This is a genomic window from Pseudomonas sp. MIL9 (assembly GCF_016887925.1).
Taxonomy (GTDB): domain Bacteria; phylum Pseudomonadota; class Gammaproteobacteria; order Pseudomonadales; family Pseudomonadaceae; genus Aquipseudomonas; species Aquipseudomonas mohnii.
In genome coordinates, this window is record NZ_JAFEHE010000037.1 from 38741 (window position 1) to 54499 (window position 15759).

Here is a 15759-nt window from a genome sequence, read left to right on the forward strand (position 1 = left end):
CATGAATATCAAGACTGCCCTGAGCCGTATCGTCGAGCAACTCGACCTCAGCACCGATGAGATGCGCGATGTGATGCGCGAAATCATGACTGGACAATGCACGGACGCGCAGATCGGCGCGTTCATGATGGCCATGCGCATGAAGAGTGAAAGCATCGATGAAATCGTTGGTGCCGTGTCAGTCATGCGTGAGCTGGCTGACAAGGTCGAGCTCAAGACACTCGATGGTGTAGTCGATGTGGTCGGTACCGGCGGCGACGGCGCCAACATCTTCAACGTGTCGACCGCCGCCGCCTTCGTGGTTTCGGCGGCCGGTTGCACCGTGGCCAAGCACGGTAACCGTGCGGTTTCGGGCAAGAGCGGCAGTGCCGATTTGCTGGAAGCCGCCGGTATCTACCTGAACCTGACGCCGGTCCAGGTGGCGCGTTGTATCGACAACGTTGGTATTGGTTTCATGTTTGCCCAGACTCATCACTCTGCGATGAAATACGCCGCGAGTCCGCGTCGTGACCTGGGCCTGCGTACGCTGTTCAATATGCTCGGCCCGCTTACGAATCCGGCCGGTGTGAAGCATCAAGTGGTCGGCGTATTCACTCAGGCGCTATGCCGGCCTTTGGCTGAAGTGTTGCAGCGTCTGGGCAGCAAGCATGTGCTGGTGGTGCATTCGAAGGATGGCCTGGACGAGTTCAGTCTGGCCGCGCCGACCTATGTGGCGGAGCTCAAGAATGACCAGATCACCGAGTATTGGGTCGAACCGGAAGATCTGGGCATGAAGAGCCAGAGCCTGCATGGCCTGGCGGTGGATAGCCCGGCGGCGTCCCTTGAGCTGATCCGCGATGCGCTGGGCAAGCGCAAGACCGAAAACGGTCAGAAAGCGGCTGAGATGATCATGCTCAATGCAGGTGCCGCGTTGTACGCCGCCGACCATGCCAGCAGTTTGAAAGAGGGGGTTGCCCTGGCGCACGATGCGCTGCACACCGGTCTCGCTCGGGAAAAACTCGAGGAGCTGGGTGCATTTACCGCGGTATTCAAAGTGGAGAATGAGGGATGAGTGTACCGACGGTTCTGGAAAACATTCTGGCGCGCAAGGTCGAGGAAGTTGCCGAGCGCAGTGCTCGCGTGAGCCTCGCCGAGCTGGAAAACCTGGCCAAGGCGGCCGATGCACCCCGTGGTTTTGCCAAGGCTTTGCTGGCTCAGGCCAAGCTGAAACAGCCGGCGGTCATCGCTGAAATCAAAAAAGCCTCGCCGAGCAAAGGCGTGATTCGGGAGAACTTCGTTCCCGCCGCTATCGCCAGGAGCTACGAGAAAGGCGGCGCCACCTGCCTGTCAGTGCTCACCGATATCGACTATTTCCAGGGCGCTGATGAGTACCTGCAGCAGGCACGTGCCGCGTGCAAACTGCCGGTGATTCGCAAGGATTTCATGATCGATCCATACCAGATCGTCGAGGCTCGTGCGCTGGGCGCGGACTGCGTGCTGTTGATTGTCTCCGCTTTGGACGATGTGAAAATGGCCGAGCTGGCGTCGGTGGCGAAAAGCGTCGGCCTTGATGTTCTGGTGGAAGTTCACGATGGCGACGAGCTGGAGCGGGCCTTGAAAACCCTCGACACGCCGCTGGTTGGCGTGAACAACCGCAACCTGCACACTTTTGATGTCAGCCTGGAAACCACCCTCGACCTGTTGCCGCGGATCCCGCGCGATCGTCTGGTGATCACTGAGAGCGGCATCCTCAACCGTGCCGACGTCGAACTGATGGAAATCAGCGACGTTTACGCGTTCCTGGTCGGCGAAGCATTCATGCGTGCCGAAAGCCCGGGTACCGAACTGCAGCGCCTGTTCTTTCCGGAGCGTGGCATTCCTGTCAGCGGTTCTACTCTCGATTGATCACCCGCAGATCGAGTCGACCCTATCGCGAGCAGGGTCGCTCCCACATTGAATGTCTGGTGTTGGCAGAATTTTTGTGGGAGCGAGCCTGCTCGCGATAGTGGCATAAGAAACACCACAGACTTGATGCCCTACGGAATACCTTATGACCCCACTTGTTTCCCTGACCATCGAAGCCGGCCTGCAAGCCGAACAGGATTTGTTGGCGTCGGTCTGCGCCGGCGCCTCGGAGTTCGGCCTGCTGTTCTGGCAACCGAGTGATCGCGCATTGGTCATGCCGCGCCGCTTGAATCGTCTGCCCGGTTTCCAGCACGCCTGCGAAGTTTCTGCCGCCGCCGGCTGGCCAGTGCTGTTGCGCGAAACCGGCGGTGAACCTGTGCCGCAATCGGCATCGACGATCAACATCGCACTGGTCTACGCACCACCACGCAGTGAGGGGGATCTGAACCGCATTGAGTCCGGTTACCGTCGGCTGTGCGACCCGATCTGTCAGTTGCTGGATGAACTGGGCGGTACGTCGTCGCTTGGGGAAATCGAAGGCGCATTCTGCGACGGTCGTTTCAACGTCAACCTCGACGGCCGCAAGATGGTCGGCACGGCCCAGCGGTGGCGCCAGAGCCAGGGTGGTCAGCGCCCGGTTGGGCTGGTGCACGGAGCTATGCTGCTGGAGAACGAGCGTGAATCGATGGTTGCCGCAGTCAACCGCTTCAACGAGGCCTGCAGTCTGGAGCAGCGAGTACGCGCCGAAAGCCATATCGCTTTGCATGAAAAGTTTACGGCACCAGACGCGCTGGAGCGTCTCGATGAACTCTATCGACAAATGCTGACGCAGATGTTCAGCGCTTAGCGTGTACCGAAGACCACCATGGTCTTGCCTTTGACGTCCACGAGATTGCGTTCTTCCAGGTCCTTGAGCACGCGGCCGACCATCTCACGGGAACACCCGACAATCCTTCCGATTTCCTGACGGGTCACTTTGATCTGCATACCGTCCGGGTGGGTCATCGCATCGGGCTGTTTGCACAACTCCAACAGGCAGCGGGCGACACGCCCGGTGACGTCGAAGAACGCCAGGTCGCCGACCTTGCGAGTCGTGTTACGCAAACGTTGTGCGATTTGTCCGCTTAGCACGTAAAGAATGTCTGGATCTTGCTGGGACAATTCGCGGAATTTCGCGTAGCTGATTTCCGCGACTTCGCATTCGACCTTGGCGCGTACCCAGGCGCTGCGCTGCTGTTCCAGGCCTGCTTGTTCAAACAGACCCAACTCACCGAAAAAGTCCCCGCCGTTCAGGTAGGCGATGATCATTTCCCGGCCATCGTCATCCTCGATCAGGATGGTGACCGAGCCTTTAATAATGAAAAACAGGGTTTCCGAGCGGTCACCGGCACAAATGATATTGCTCTTGGCCTGGTAGCGACGACGCTGGCAATGCATCAACAATTTGTCGAGATTTTTGATCTTGGGGGGTAGGGCAATCGCAACCATGGTTGTATCCCGAAAAAACTGCACGGTGTATTTGGTTTTTTATGCATCGCGAAGCCGCGGCAACCTGGCTTGCGCCAGCGAATTGGCGCCAGCTTAACAGACGCTTCCTGCAATATTCGAGAATTTACCTACAGCTCAGGAGGTTATGTCCTAGGAAGGCGAGCGCTGTCAATCACGGGGCCTGTGCTAAGCTGGCTACCCTTTTTTATACAGTGGAGTCTTGGCGATGAAGGCACGCATCCAATGGGCTGGCGAAGCCATGTTCCTCGGCGAATCCGGTAGTGGTCATGTCGTGGTCATGGACGGCCCGCCCGATGCTGGCGGTCGTAACCTGGGTGTTCGGCCGATGGAGATGCTCCTGCTGGGCGTTGGCGGTTGCAGCAATTTCGACGTGGTCAGTATCCTCAAGAAGTCCCGTCAGGCCGTCGAGAGTTGCGAAGCCTTCCTCGAGGCTGAGCGTGCGACCGAAGATCCAAAGGTTTTCACCAAGATCCACATGCACTTTGTGGTCAAGGGCCGCGGCCTGAAAGAAGCCCAGGTCAAGCGTGCCATCGAGCTGTCTGCCGAGAAGTATTGCTCGGCCTCGATCATGCTCGGTTCGGCCGGTGTCGAGATTACCCACGACTACGAAATCATCGAACTCGGTTGAATCGACATTCAACTATCATAAAAGCAGTGCAGACTCTGGCGATCCCAAGCCGACGTCTGCATAATGCGCCACTTTTTTCAGGGTAGTGGCCAGTCCTCCGACAGGCCGCGCACCCGAACAGACAACCAAAATCGCCATCGCGAAGAGGTGTTAACCGTCCTACGCAGGTGCGTCCTTCGCATCTGACGGGCATGCTTGATCACGCGGCCGGGCCGCAATACATAGAGAGTTTTTAACGGTGAAAAGCAAACTCAAGCTCCACGGGTTCAATAACCTGACAAAGACCTTGAGCTTCAACATCTATGACATCTGCTACGCGGAAACCCCGCAAGACCAACAGGCTTACGTTGAGTACATCAATAAAGAGTACAACGCCAAGCGCCTGACGCAGATCCTCACAGAGGTTGTCGATATCATTGGTGCCAACATCCTGAACATCGCCAGTCAGGACTATGAGCCGCAGGGCGCCAGCGTCACGATTCTGATCTCTGAAGAACCGGTGACCCCGACTGACAGCCAGATCGAAGAATCTCCGGGCCCGTTGCCCGAAATTATCCTGGCCCACCTCGACAAGAGCCACATCACGGTGCACACCTACCCGGAAATCCATCCGGTCGACGGCATTGCAACCTTCCGTGTGGATATCGACGTGTCGACATGCGGGGTCATTTCACCGCTTAAAGCGCTCAACTTCCTGATTCATCAGTTCGATTCGGACATCGTGACAGTGGATTACCGTGTGCGTGGTTTCACCCGCGACGTTGAAGGCAAAAAGCACTTCATCGACCACGAAATCAATTCGATTCAGAACTACCTTTCCGACGATACCCGCGACGCGTACCAGATGACCGACGTGAACGTGTATCAGGAAAACCTGTTTCACACCAAAATGTTGCTGAAGAACTTCGAACTGGATAATTACCTGTTCGGTGACGCCACCAGCAATCTGTCCTCTGAGCAGCGTGCCCAGGTGACCGACCGTGTGAAACACGAAATGCTCGAAATTTTCTACGCGCGCAATATGTCGAGCTAAGACCACCGAGCACAAAAAGGCGACTACCTTGCGGCAGTCGCCTTTTTTATTGCTGGCGCGGGCGCCTGTCAAAAACGGAGTCAGATCCGATAAGTACTCTTGGTCATGACCTTGGCCAACAAGCTCATGCCGAACTTCACTGGCGCCGGAAAGCGGAAACCACCCGCCTCCCGCGCACTCTCGGCATGTTGTTCTTCATCAAGGCGCATCTGCTCAAGGATCGCCCGGGACTTTTCATCTTCGGCTGGCAGTTGCTCAAGGTGTTCGTTCAAATGCTTGCACACCTGATCTTCGGTCGCTGCAACGAACCCCAGGCTGACTTTGTCGCTGATCAACCCGGCGACCGCACCAATCCCGAACGACATGCCGTAAAACAGCGGATTAAGAATGCTGGTATGGCTACCCAGCTGATGAATGCGCTGCTCGCACCAGACCAGATGGTCGATTTCTTCTTCAGCGGCATGCTCCATGGCGGCACGCACTTTCGGCAGCTTGGCGGTCAGGGCCTGACCCTGGTACAGCGCCTGGGCGCAAACTTCACCGGTGTGGTTGATGCGCATCAGGCCGGCAACGTGCCGAGTGTCTTCATCGCTCATCTTCGCATCCGGCTGCACGATGGCAGGCGACGGACGGTACGGCTGACCACTGAAGGGCAGCAAAGTACGCATTGCGGCATCGGCTTGCAGCAGAAGGCGGTCAATTGGCGAGTAGTGACGCTGGGTAGTCATGCTGACCTCCGGGGGGAATCTCGGCGGCCAGTTTAACTCAATCGGCCGTGGAAGGTTTGCGCTGGGTCATTGTGAGGCTGGGGTTGTGACAATGCTGTGATGCCTTTGTGGGAGCGAGCCTGCTCGCGAAGAGGCGCTGACATCCAACGCCTGTTTTGGCTGCCACGGCGGCTTCGCGAGCAAACTCGCTCCTGCAGGTTTTACGAAATCAGCCCGGCGGCCAGTGCATCTGACGCTGACCCAGCACGTGCATGTGAATGTGGTAGACGGTCTGGCCACCCAGTTCATTGCAGTTCATGACGACGCGGAAGCCGTCTTCGCAACCCAATTCCTTGGCCAGGCGCTGGGCAGTGAACAGGATATGCCCGGCCAATGCCTTGTCGTCCTCGGTCAGGTCGTTCAGGGTGCGCACCGGTTTTTTCGGGATCACCAGAAAATGCACGGGCGCCTGTGGGGCGATGTCGTGGAAGGCCAGTACCTGGTCGTCCTCGTAAATGATCTTCGCCGGGATTTCCCGGTTGATGATCTTTGTGAACAGAGTATCCACAGCTGTTTTCTCCGTTGTTTGGGCTGGCCTGAGTGTACTCATGGGTTTTGCCCGAGCCCAGCGTTTTACCTTGCAGGTCGATCAGCGCGGGCAGTGAGCCTTGATGACCATGCCAGCGATTGTCCGGGTCAGCCACCGCGAGCCGAAGCGGGGCAGGGCAGCGAGCCAGCGGTTGCGTCGTCCCGGAATGATGATTGCGCGATTTTTCTCCAGAGCCCGCACGGTATAGAGTGCGACTTCTTCCGGACTCATCAGCAGTTTGCTGTTGGCCAGTTTGTCGGTGTTCAGTTGTGCGGTGCGGAAAAAGCCTGTGCGCGTCGGGCCAGGGCAGAGCACTGATACGTTGACGGCGCATTTTTTCAGCTCGACGCGCAGGCCTTCGGAAAAATGCAGCACGTAAGCCTTGCTGGCGTAATACGTACTCATCCACGGACCGGGCTGGAACGCGGCAAGCGAGGCCACATTCAGAATTTGTCCACCGCCCTGCAGCGCCATGCTGTTGCCGATGGCATGGCACAGGCGAGTCAGGGCCAGGATGTTCACTTCGATCAGGTCCTGTTCAGTCATCCAGTCCTGGGCCAGGAATGGGCCGCAAGTGCCAATGCCGGCACAATTGACCAGCAAATCGATTTGCCGGTCGCCTTCCTCCAGTTCCAGCAGGAACCCGGATAGCCGCAGCGGCTCACCCAGGTCACAGGCACGGAACAACACTTCCACACCAAAACGTTGGGTCAGTTCAATCGCAATACTTTCCAGCTGATCACGCTGGCGGGCCACCAGAATCAGGCTGCGGCCACGCCGGGCCAGCGCTTCGGCCATCGCCAGGCCGATGCCGCTGGAAGCGCCAGTGATCAGAGCGTAACGGGTCATGCATTTCTCCATCGCAACAGCTCCACGCCGCGACGCAGGTGTCATGGGCGGGGAGCGCTGTTCATTCTTGCGCAGAGTCTACAGGGGGCAGGGCTTGTTCGGCTGCATCGTCGGTGGAATTTGGTGTCGGTTCTACCTCGACCTCGATCTCGTCGGTGGTGACCGAGGCGCTTTGGTAACTGTTTTCGAGGGTGTTTTCGTATGTGTCCTGAATGGCTGAGATACCGCCTGCCATTGCTCCGATGATCATCAGGGCGATCAACACCAGCCATAACGAAGAAAGCACCTTGACCGCCGTGCTGTTGGGCGGCGGAGGTGCGCCGTAGCGGTTGGCCACGCCGGCCCCCGGCAAGACTACTAACAGCAGCGAAAAGAAACTGCCCACGAACGGTACAAGGTTCAGCAACCATAGCCAGCCTGACCAGCCGACATCATGCAGGCGCTGAACGCTGATGAGGATGGTGGCGATAAGGAAAACCACGCACAGGATGAACGCCAGAATACCCCCGACGATCAGGCCAGCGGTCGAGTCGGTGCTGACGAGGGCCAGGCCGATCAGGGCAAATACGCTGACCACAGCGATCGTCACCAGGCTCAGCACCATTGACCATGCCAGAAACCGCAGGCGTCCGATGCGTCCCTCGACGCCGAACGGCTTGAGCGGCGCGTACTCAGGCACGCGCTCAGCGACGTCAGCCTGCGGTGGCGCGTAGGGGGAGTCGGGCTCTGTAGCGGCGGGCGCGTGATCACGGACATCGGAGAGATTCAGCTCGATCGCCGGTTCCGGCTCGAGGCGGGCATCTATGCCGGTGTTCTTCAGGGCTTGCAGGTAGGTCTGTGCGTCAATCCGTGACAGGTCACGTTTGAGTGTGACGGGTTGACCGCTGAACAAGCGTTCGACGGCAGCGACCTCGCTTTTGTATAGCGCGGCGAGATTGAGTTTGGCGGTGTTGATATCAACACCCGGCAGTAGCGTGCCGTCGAAGACGATTTTGAAACGGTGTTCGCTCATTGCCGAGGCATCCTTGTCGCGAGTGTTTTAAGGGGGAATGCCGGATGGCCTGGTTTTTCTGTCAGCGAGGCCAGCGTTTGGGCAGTTGTGCGGCATGTTCCAGTGCCTTGCGATACTCCGCGTCGAGCCGCGCCACCAACTGGTCAACGCTGGGTAAATCATCGATTCCCCCAACGCCCTGGCCTGCAGACCACACGGTTTTCCAGGCTTTGGCTTCATCGCTGATCGGCTTGAGCTTGGCGCCGAAGTTGACTTCGCCCTTGTTTTGCAGCGCAGCCATGTCAAACCCGGCGGCTTCCAGGCTCTGGCGCATGAAACTCGCCGGTACACCCGACACCGCAGGAGTATGAATGATGTCTGCCGCCCTGGATGTCAGCAGCATCTCCTTGTAGGCGTCAGGCGCATGACTTTCGGCAGTGCCGATAAAGCGTGTGCCGAAGTAGGCCAGGTCCGCACCGAGCAATTGGGCGGCGAGGATTTCGTGCCCGTGGTTCAGGCACCCGGCCAGCAGCAACGTTTTGTCGAAGAATTGTCGGATTTCGGCGATCAGCGAGAACGGGCTCCAGGTCCCGGCATGCCCACCGGCACCGGCGGCCACGGCAATCAATCCATCCACGCCGGCCTCGGCGGCTTTTTCGGCATGGCGGCGGGTCGTCACGTCATGGAACACCAGGCCGCCGTAACTGTGCACGGCGTCGACCACTTCTTTCACTGCTCCAAGGCTGGTGATCACGATCGGCACTTTGTGTTCGATGCAGATCGCCAGATCCGCCTGTAATCGCGGGTTGCTGTTGTGGACGATAAGGTTCACAGCGTACGGCGCGGGGCTCTCCAGCGCAGCGAGCCCGGCTTCGATCTCTTCCAGCCAGCCCTTGAAGCCGCTGCTCTCGCGCTGATTGAGCGCAGGAAAGCTGCCCACCACCCCGTTGCGGCAGCAGGCGAGCACCAGTTGCGGATTGGAAATCAGGAACATCGGCGCCACCACCACGGGTAGGCGCAGGCATTGTTCGAGCTGAGCGGGCAGCGACATGGGAAGTACCCCGGTGAGATGTGCCTGTTGGATTTAGAACGGCCGTACAACGACCAGAATGACGATAGCCAGCAATATCAGGACCGGCACTTCATTGAACCAGCGATAAAAGACATGGCTACGGGTGTTTTCGCCACGGGCAAATCGCTTCACTTGGGCGCCGCACATGTGGTGGTAGCCGATCAGCAGGACCACCAGGGTCAGTTTCGCGTGCATCCAGCCGCCCTGGCTGAAGTAGGCACCAGGGTTGAGGCTGATCAGCCAGCCGCCGAAAATCAGCGTCGCGATCATTGCCGGACCCATGATGCCGCGGTACAGCTTGCGCTCCATGAGGCTGAAGCGTTCCTTGCTGACGGTGTCCTCGCTTTGAGCGTGATAGACGAACAGGCGCGGCAGGTAAAACAGGCCGGCAAACCAGCACACGATGCTGATGATGTGAAAAGTTTTGAGCCACAGATAAAGCATTTTGGTTATTCCCAGATTCACGGTAGTCGGGATAGTAGAGGCTTGAGGCTCCATACGTCACCTTGCCGGTTGTCGCAGGCGCGCCAGCCCCCTATCATCGACGGCTTTCCAGTGGGTTCGTTGAGGGCAGGTTTATGGTCAAGGTCGGTATCGTCGGCGGCACGGGTTACACCGGTGTCGAACTGCTGCGTCTGTTGGCACAGCATCCGCAAGCTGAAGTGGTAGTCATCACTTCCCGATCCGAGGCCGGCCTGGCCGTGGCCGACCTGTACCCGAACCTGCGAGGCCATTACGACGGCCTGGCGTTCACCGTTCCGGACATCAAGACCCTGGGCGCCTGCGACGTGGTGTTCTTCGCCACGCCACACGGCGTTGCCCACGCTCTGGCGGGTGAGTTGCTGGCGGCGGGGACCAAGGTCATCGACCTGTCGGCTGACTTCCGTCTGCAGGATGCTGATGAATGGGCCAAGTGGTACGGCCAGCCGCACGGCGCACCAGAGTTGCTGGATGAGGCGGTGTACGGCCTGCCGGAAGTTAATCGCGAGCAGATCAAGAAGGCGCGACTGATCGCAGTGCCGGGTTGCTACCCGACTGCTACGCAATTGGGTTTCCTGCCGTTGCTTGAAGCTGGCCTGGCCGATGCATCGCGCCTGATCGCCGACTGCAAGTCCGGTGTCAGCGGTGCCGGTCGTGGCGCTGCTGTCGGTTCGTTGTACTCTGAGACATCGGAGAGCATGAAGGCCTATGCCGTCAAAGGCCACCGTCACTTGCCGGAAATCCGCCAGGGTCTGCGTCGTGCCGCAGGCAAGGATGTCGGCCTGACCTTTGTTCCGCATCTGACGCCGATGATCCGTGGCATCCATTCCACGCTGTACGCGACTGTCGTGGATCGCTCGGTGGATCTGCAGGCGCTGTTCGAAAAGCGTTATGCCAACGAACCGTTCGTCGACGTCATGCCCGCCGGAAGCCACCCGGAAACCCGCAGCGTGCGTGGTGCCAACGTCTGCCGCATTGCGGTACATCGGCCACAGGACGGTGATCTGGTGGTTGTGCTGTCGGTGATCGACAACCTGGTCAAAGGTGCGTCGGGTCAGGCGGTGCAGAACATGAATATCCTGTTCGGACTGGATGAACGCCTTGGCCTGTCTCACGCTGGCATGTTGCCGTAAGGCTCTGTAGCGCCCAGTAAAAAGGCCCGTTGAGCGGGCCTTTTTTCATTCTGGGTCGGCGATTTGATTGGTTGATATACCCTAACAATAGTTGACCGCTTTTCTAGGAGAAGCGGATAATGCGCGTCATCACGCATTATGGCGGCGTAACGCCGGGAGATAGTCAGCATGAGCGTCGAATCCTTCACCCCCACGGCTTTGCAATTTACCCACGGTGCCGCGCACAAGGTGAAGAGCCTGGTCGATGAAGAGGGGAATGATCGCTTGAAGCTGCGCGTATTCGTTACGGGCGGCGGTTGTTCAGGTTTTCAGTACGGCTTCACCTTCGATGAAGAAGTGGCCGATGACGACACCATCGTCGAGCGCGAAGGTGTGAGTCTGGTGGTCGATCCGATGAGCTTCCAGTACCTGGCCGGGGCCGAGGTGGATTATCAGGAAGGTCTGGAAGGTTCGCGCTTCGTCATCAAGAACCCGAATGCAACCACAACCTGTGGCTGCGGCTCTTCGTTCTCGATCTGATCAGCACGCCTGCATCACTAAGCGCCGCATGGCCTCTGGGCTCTGCGGCGTTTTGCTGTCTGGCGTTTATGCGGGGTAGATCGCGCCCAATACACGCAAGCCGCGGGCACCGGTGACGCTAGGGCGATTGGCCGCGATGCCTTCGAGACAGCAGTGGGCCAGCCAGGCGAAGGCCATGGCTTCGACCCAGTCAGGGTCGACACCGTAAGCCGCAGTGCTGCTGACGGTTGCGCCTGGCAGCAGGCTGGCCAGTCGGTTCATCAGCGTGGTGTTATGCGCGCCACCCCCACAGACCAGCAGTTCCTGGGTGTCTGATTGGGCGTTTTGCAGGGATTCGACGATGGTCAGCGCAGTCAACTCAAGTAGTGTTGCCTGCACGTCCTCGGAAGTGAAGGTCGGCAACTGCGCCAGGTGATGCATCAGCCATGGCAGGTTGAAAACCTCCCGGCCGGTGCTTTTTGGTCCCTTGGTCAAGAAGAATGGGTCGCTAAGCAGCGCTTTTAGCAGCACTGGCTCGACTTTTCCGCTGGCAGCCCATTGACCGTTGCGATCAAAGTTGTCGCCACGCTGCTGATGAATCCAGGCGTCCAGCAGCACATTCCCCGGGCCGCAGTCGAAACCGGCGACAGGCTTGCCCGGCTCGATCAGACTGAGGTTGCTGAAGCCGCCGACGTTGAGCACGGCTCGGTTGCCGGTCCGCTCTTCAAACAAGGCTTCGTGGAAGGCAGGCACCAGGGGGGCGCCTTGTCCGCCTGCGGCCACATCGCGGCTGCGGAAATCACTGACCACGGTGATATGGGTCAGCTCCGTCAGCAGGGCCGGATTACCGATCTGTACCGTAAAGCCTCGCGCCGGCTCGTGGCGAATGGTCTGGCCATGGCTGCCAATCGCTCGAATGTCTTCAGGTTTGAGTTGTTCTTGTGCCAGGAGGTCGTGAATGCCCTGCGCTGCGAGCGTCACCCAGTTCTGCTGGGCGATGGCGGAGCGGGCTATCTCGTCGTGTCCGCTGGCGCACAGGCCAAGTAGCTCGGTGCGCAAGGTTTCGGGCATGGGTATGTAGTGCGTGGCGATCAGCCTGATCGCCTGGTTTTGCTCGATCAGCGCAATGTCCAGTCCATCAAGGCTGGTCCCGGACATTACGCCTATATAGAGCGGCATGGCTTAACGCTTGCTCGAAGCCAGCATGGTGGCCTTTTCCTGCTCCATGCGCGCCATCAGAGGCTGGCTCTGTGCGAGGAAGCGGGCGCGTTCGGCCTTGGCGATTGGGTCAGCCATTGGCAATTTCTGGCCCAGTGGATCGACGTGCACGCCATTGACCTGGAACTCGTAGTGCAAGTGCGGTCCGGTCGAAAGGCCGGTGGTGCCGATGTAGCCGATGACCTGGCCCTGTTTGACGGTGCCACCGGTCTTCACGCCCTTGGCAAAGCCTTGCATGTGGCCATACAGCGTGGTGTAGGTGTTGCCATGCTGGAGAATAATGGTATTGCCGTAGCCGCCGCGGCGTCCTGCCAGCAATACCTTGCCATCACCGGCAGCCTTGATCGGAGTGCCACGTGGTGCTGCGTAGTCGACACCTTTGTGTGCGCGGATTTTGTTCAGGATCGGGTGCTTGCGGCCCATGGAAAACTTCGAGCTGATGCGGGCAAAGTCCACCGGGGTGCGGATGAATGCCTTGCGCATGCTGTTGCCTTCAGCGGTGTAGTAGCTGCTGTTGCCTTGTTTGTTGGTGTAACGCACGGCCGTGTAGGTTTTGCCACGGTTTGTGAAGCGTGCGGACAGGATCGGACCGTTGCCGACGGCTTTGCCATTGACGACTTTCTGCTCGTAAATCACATCGAATTCGTCGCCCTGGCGAATGTCCTGGGCGAAATCGACGTCATAACCAAACACACTGGCCATGTCCATGGTCAGGCTGTGGGACAGGCCGGCACGAGCAGCGGACTGCGACAGCGAGCTGTTGATCACGCCATGAACGTAGGCGGAGCGGACGGTCGGCTTGGCGGTAATGCGATTGAACGTATAGCCCTTGTTGTTCTTGGTGAGGGTGATGGTTTCGAGGTCGCTGACCTTGCTGTGCAGGTTGGTCAGCTGGCCATCGGGGCTCAGTTCGAACTCCAGTTTCTGTCCGTGCTTGAGCTGACTGAACTGCTTGGCCTGCTTGTCGCTGGCCAGCACGTCATGTACCGAGGTGGCTGGAAGACCAACTTTCTCGAACAGCGTGGAGAGAGTGTCGCCTTTGGCGACGATCACTTCCCTGTGGTTGGGAGCCTTCTTTTCTTCGGCAGCCGGAGCGGGCGCGGATTGAGCGGTTTCCTGGGTGTCTTCAGCGCTGTTGTCGATCTGCGCGAATGGTGAAGCTGCTGGCTCATTTGTGGCTTGAACGGCGTCAGCAGCGTCTTGATCTTGTGTCAGTTGTTCAGCAGGACTTTCCAGTTCAAGACTCAGGGTCGTCTTTTTGGCTTCTACATCACTGGAAGGAAATACCAGAAGGGCCAGGCTCAGAAGGGCGGCGATGCCGCTCGCGGCGAGCAGGTGGGTCTTCGGGTAAAGCGGTGGCGCTTTAGACGATTCTGTGGTCATAAGTAATTTTGACTTTGAATAAAGATGAATTGGAAAAGATGAATGACATGATGAAGATGAAATAACTGTATAAAATATAACCAAATCATCTCTGAAGCAAGTCTACGGACGCTCTGTCCGTGGATTGGCGTCCGTGCGCCGGGCAAACTTTGTATTTGACGCACGATCTTGTATGGTTGGGTCCCTTTGAATCTGAGCCTTGCGGGTCTGTTATGAAGTCGGTTGAAGAGCAGCTAGCGCTGATCAAACGTGGTGCGGAAGAACTGTTGGTCGAGTCCGAGCTGATTGAAAAGCTCAAGCGCGGCCAGCCGCTGCGTATTAAGGCGGGCTTCGATCCGACTGCGCCGGATTTGCACCTGGGTCATACCGTGCTGATCAATAAGCTGCGCCAGTTTCAGGAGTTGGGTCACCAGGTGATCTTTCTGATTGGCGATTTCACCGGGATGATCGGTGATCCCAGTGGCAAGAGTGCTACGCGGCCCCCGCTGACCCGAGAGCAGGTCCTCGAAAACGCCGAGACCTACAAGACCCAGGTATTCAAGATTCTTGATCCGGCTAAAACCGAAGTGGCATTCAACTCCACCTGGATGGACAAGATGGGGCCGGCCGACTTCATTCGGCTAACTTCGCAGTACACCGTAGCTCGCATGCTTGAACGCGATGACTTCGATAAGCGATACACGACCAATCAGCCGATCGCCATTCACGAGTTCCTCTATCCATTGGTTCAGGGCTACGACTCTGTTGCCCTGCGCGCAGATGTCGAGCTGGGTGGTACCGATCAGAAGTTCAACCTGTTGATGGGGCGTGAGCTGCAGCGTGGTTATGGTCAGGAGGCTCAGTGCATTCTGACCATGCCATTGCTCGAAGGGCTGGATGGCGTGAAGAAAATGTCCAAGTCGTTGGGCAACTATGTCGGTATTCAGGAGGCGCCTGGTGTCATGTACGGCAAGCTCGTCTCCATTCCGGATGCGCTGATGTGGCGTTACTTCGAGCTGCTCAGTTTCCGTTCCATGGATGAGATCAATGCCTTCCGTGCTGATGTAGAGGCTGGCGCCAACCCGCGTGATATCAAGATCAAGCTGGCGGAAGAGATTGTTGCACGCTTCCATGGTGAGGAGGCTGCGGCCAACGCTCATCGCGCAGCTGGTAACCGTATGAAGGATGGCGAGCTGCCTGATGATCTGCCGGAGATTGAGTTGACCGCAACTGAGGATATGCCGATTGCTGCTGTCCTCAATAAAGCAGGGCTGGTGAAGAACTCGGCCGTCGCGCGGGATCTGCTCGGCTCCGGCGGCGTGCGTATCGATGGTGAGGTTGTTGATCGCACTTTTATATACGCGCTGGGTGCGACCCATGTTTGTCAGGCGGGAAAGAAGGCATTTGCGCGAATTACGCTCAAATCCGAATGAACCTGAAATAAAGGGTTGACGGCGAATTATAGAAGCCTATAATTCGCCCCACTTCCGGCGCAGTCGAAACTGAAAACTCCTTGGAATACAATGAGTTACGCAGTTTTTGGCGGCAAGTTGCTTCAGGTCATCGAAGCGCGAAGGAAGTTGAAAAAAGAGGTGTTGACAGCAGCGAGTAACGCTGTAGAATTCGCCTCCCGCTGACGAGAGATCGAAGGCGCAAGTGGTTGAAGTTGTTAAGGAATCCTTGAAAACTTCTGAAAATAATCACTTGACAGCAAATGAGGCTGCTGTAGAATGCGCGCCTCGGTTGAGACGAAAGCTCTTAACCAACCGCTCTTTAACAACTGAATCAAGCAATTCGTGTGGGTGC

17 protein-coding genes are annotated in these 15759 nt (G+C 58.0%); 8 read left to right on the top strand and 9 right to left on the bottom strand.

What is annotated here, in order from left to right:
• Window position 1 precedes the first annotated feature (1 nt).
• From trpD to JQF37_RS29945, 3 genes are all read left to right on the top strand, one after another.
• Window positions 2–1051, top strand: a complete 1050-nt coding sequence (gene trpD / locus JQF37_RS29935; protein ID WP_130209556.1) for an anthranilate phosphoribosyltransferase — start codon at window positions 2–4, stop codon at window positions 1049–1051.
• Window positions 1048–1884 (top strand): indole-3-glycerol phosphate synthase TrpC, encoded by an 837-nt coding sequence (trpC, locus tag JQF37_RS29940; RefSeq protein WP_130209554.1) that lies wholly within the window; start codon window positions 1048–1050, stop codon window positions 1882–1884. The genes trpD and trpC overlap by 4 nt, the downstream gene beginning before the upstream one ends.
• 145 nt (window positions 1885–2029) lie before the next feature.
• Window positions 2030–2731, top strand: coding sequence for a lipoate--protein ligase family protein (locus JQF37_RS29945; RefSeq protein WP_130209552.1), 702 nt, complete (start codon window positions 2030–2032; stop codon window positions 2729–2731).
• On the opposite strand, the gene crp is transcribed toward JQF37_RS29945, so the two are convergent.
• The gene (crp, locus tag JQF37_RS29950) at window positions 2728–3372 is read right to left on the bottom strand and encodes a cAMP-activated global transcriptional regulator CRP (protein ID WP_047534096.1); all 645 of its coding nucleotides are present in this window, start codon (window positions 3370–3372) and stop codon (window positions 2728–2730) included. The two genes, JQF37_RS29945 and crp, sit on opposite strands and share 4 nt — an antisense overlap.
• A gap of 226 nt (window positions 3373–3598) precedes the next feature.
• On the opposite strand from crp, the gene JQF37_RS29955 reads away from it, so the two are divergent.
• Together JQF37_RS29955 and speD are read left to right on the top strand one after the other, a co-directional pair.
• Entirely contained in the window at window positions 3599–4021 is a 423-nt protein-coding gene (locus tag JQF37_RS29955) for an OsmC family protein (protein ID WP_130209550.1), read from the top strand.
• Between the two features lie 238 nt (window positions 4022–4259).
• Window positions 4260–5054: an adenosylmethionine decarboxylase gene (speD, locus tag JQF37_RS29960; protein WP_047534092.1), complete on the top strand. Its 795-nt coding sequence runs from the start codon at window positions 4260–4262 to the stop codon at window positions 5052–5054.
• Between the two features lie 80 nt (window positions 5055–5134).
• Here the strand turns inward: speD and coq7 are convergent, their stop codons facing one another.
• From coq7 to hemJ, 6 genes are all read right to left on the bottom strand, one after another.
• Entirely contained in the window at window positions 5135–5782 is a 648-nt protein-coding gene (gene coq7, locus JQF37_RS29965) for a 2-polyprenyl-3-methyl-6-methoxy-1,4-benzoquinone monooxygenase (RefSeq protein ID WP_047534090.1), read from the bottom strand.
• Between the two features lie 208 nt (window positions 5783–5990).
• On the bottom strand, window positions 5991–6329 hold the full coding sequence (locus JQF37_RS29970; protein WP_047534088.1) for a histidine triad nucleotide-binding protein: 339 nt from the start codon (window positions 6327–6329) through the stop codon (window positions 5991–5993).
• Between the two features lie 81 nt (window positions 6330–6410).
• Window positions 6411–7199 (bottom strand): SDR family oxidoreductase, encoded by a 789-nt coding sequence (locus JQF37_RS29975; RefSeq protein ID WP_130209548.1) that lies wholly within the window; start codon window positions 7197–7199, stop codon window positions 6411–6413.
• A gap of 61 nt (window positions 7200–7260) precedes the next feature.
• Window positions 7261–8211, bottom strand: a complete 951-nt coding sequence (locus JQF37_RS29980) for a DUF805 domain-containing protein (RefSeq protein WP_130209546.1) — start codon at window positions 8209–8211, stop codon at window positions 7261–7263.
• Between the two features lie 61 nt (window positions 8212–8272).
• On the bottom strand, window positions 8273–9241 hold the full coding sequence (locus JQF37_RS29985) for a nitronate monooxygenase family protein (protein WP_130209544.1): 969 nt from the start codon (window positions 9239–9241) through the stop codon (window positions 8273–8275).
• A 33-nt stretch (window positions 9242–9274) separates the two neighbouring features.
• Window positions 9275–9706 (bottom strand): protoporphyrinogen oxidase HemJ, encoded by a 432-nt coding sequence (gene hemJ / locus JQF37_RS29990; protein WP_130209542.1) that lies wholly within the window; start codon window positions 9704–9706, stop codon window positions 9275–9277.
• A gap of 134 nt (window positions 9707–9840) precedes the next feature.
• Between hemJ and argC the strand changes: the two genes are divergently transcribed.
• Both argC and erpA read left to right on the top strand, forming a co-directional pair.
• Window positions 9841–10875, top strand: coding sequence for an N-acetyl-gamma-glutamyl-phosphate reductase (gene argC / locus JQF37_RS29995; RefSeq protein WP_047534080.1), 1035 nt, complete (start codon window positions 9841–9843; stop codon window positions 10873–10875).
• A 168-nt stretch (window positions 10876–11043) separates the two neighbouring features.
• Window positions 11044–11394 carry an iron-sulfur cluster insertion protein ErpA gene (erpA, locus tag JQF37_RS30000; RefSeq protein WP_007906865.1) on the top strand — a complete coding sequence of 117 codons (351 nt, stop codon included), beginning with the start codon at window positions 11044–11046 and terminating at the stop codon, window positions 11392–11394.
• A gap of 66 nt (window positions 11395–11460) precedes the next feature.
• Here the strand turns inward: erpA and JQF37_RS30005 are convergent, their stop codons facing one another.
• Complete coding sequence (locus JQF37_RS30005) at window positions 11461–12552, bottom strand: anhydro-N-acetylmuramic acid kinase (RefSeq protein WP_130209540.1); 1092 nt, start codon at window positions 12550–12552, stop codon at window positions 11461–11463.
• Window positions 12553–12555: 3 nt separating this feature from the next.
• The gene (locus JQF37_RS30010; protein WP_130209538.1) at window positions 12556–13974 is read right to left on the bottom strand and encodes a peptidoglycan DD-metalloendopeptidase family protein; all 1419 of its coding nucleotides are present in this window, start codon (window positions 13972–13974) and stop codon (window positions 12556–12558) included.
• 212 nt (window positions 13975–14186) lie between these two features.
• Between JQF37_RS30010 and tyrS the strand changes: the two genes are divergently transcribed.
• Complete coding sequence (gene tyrS, locus JQF37_RS30015; protein WP_130209536.1) at window positions 14187–15386, top strand: tyrosine--tRNA ligase; 1200 nt, start codon at window positions 14187–14189, stop codon at window positions 15384–15386.
• Window positions 15387–15759: the final 373 nt, after the last annotated feature.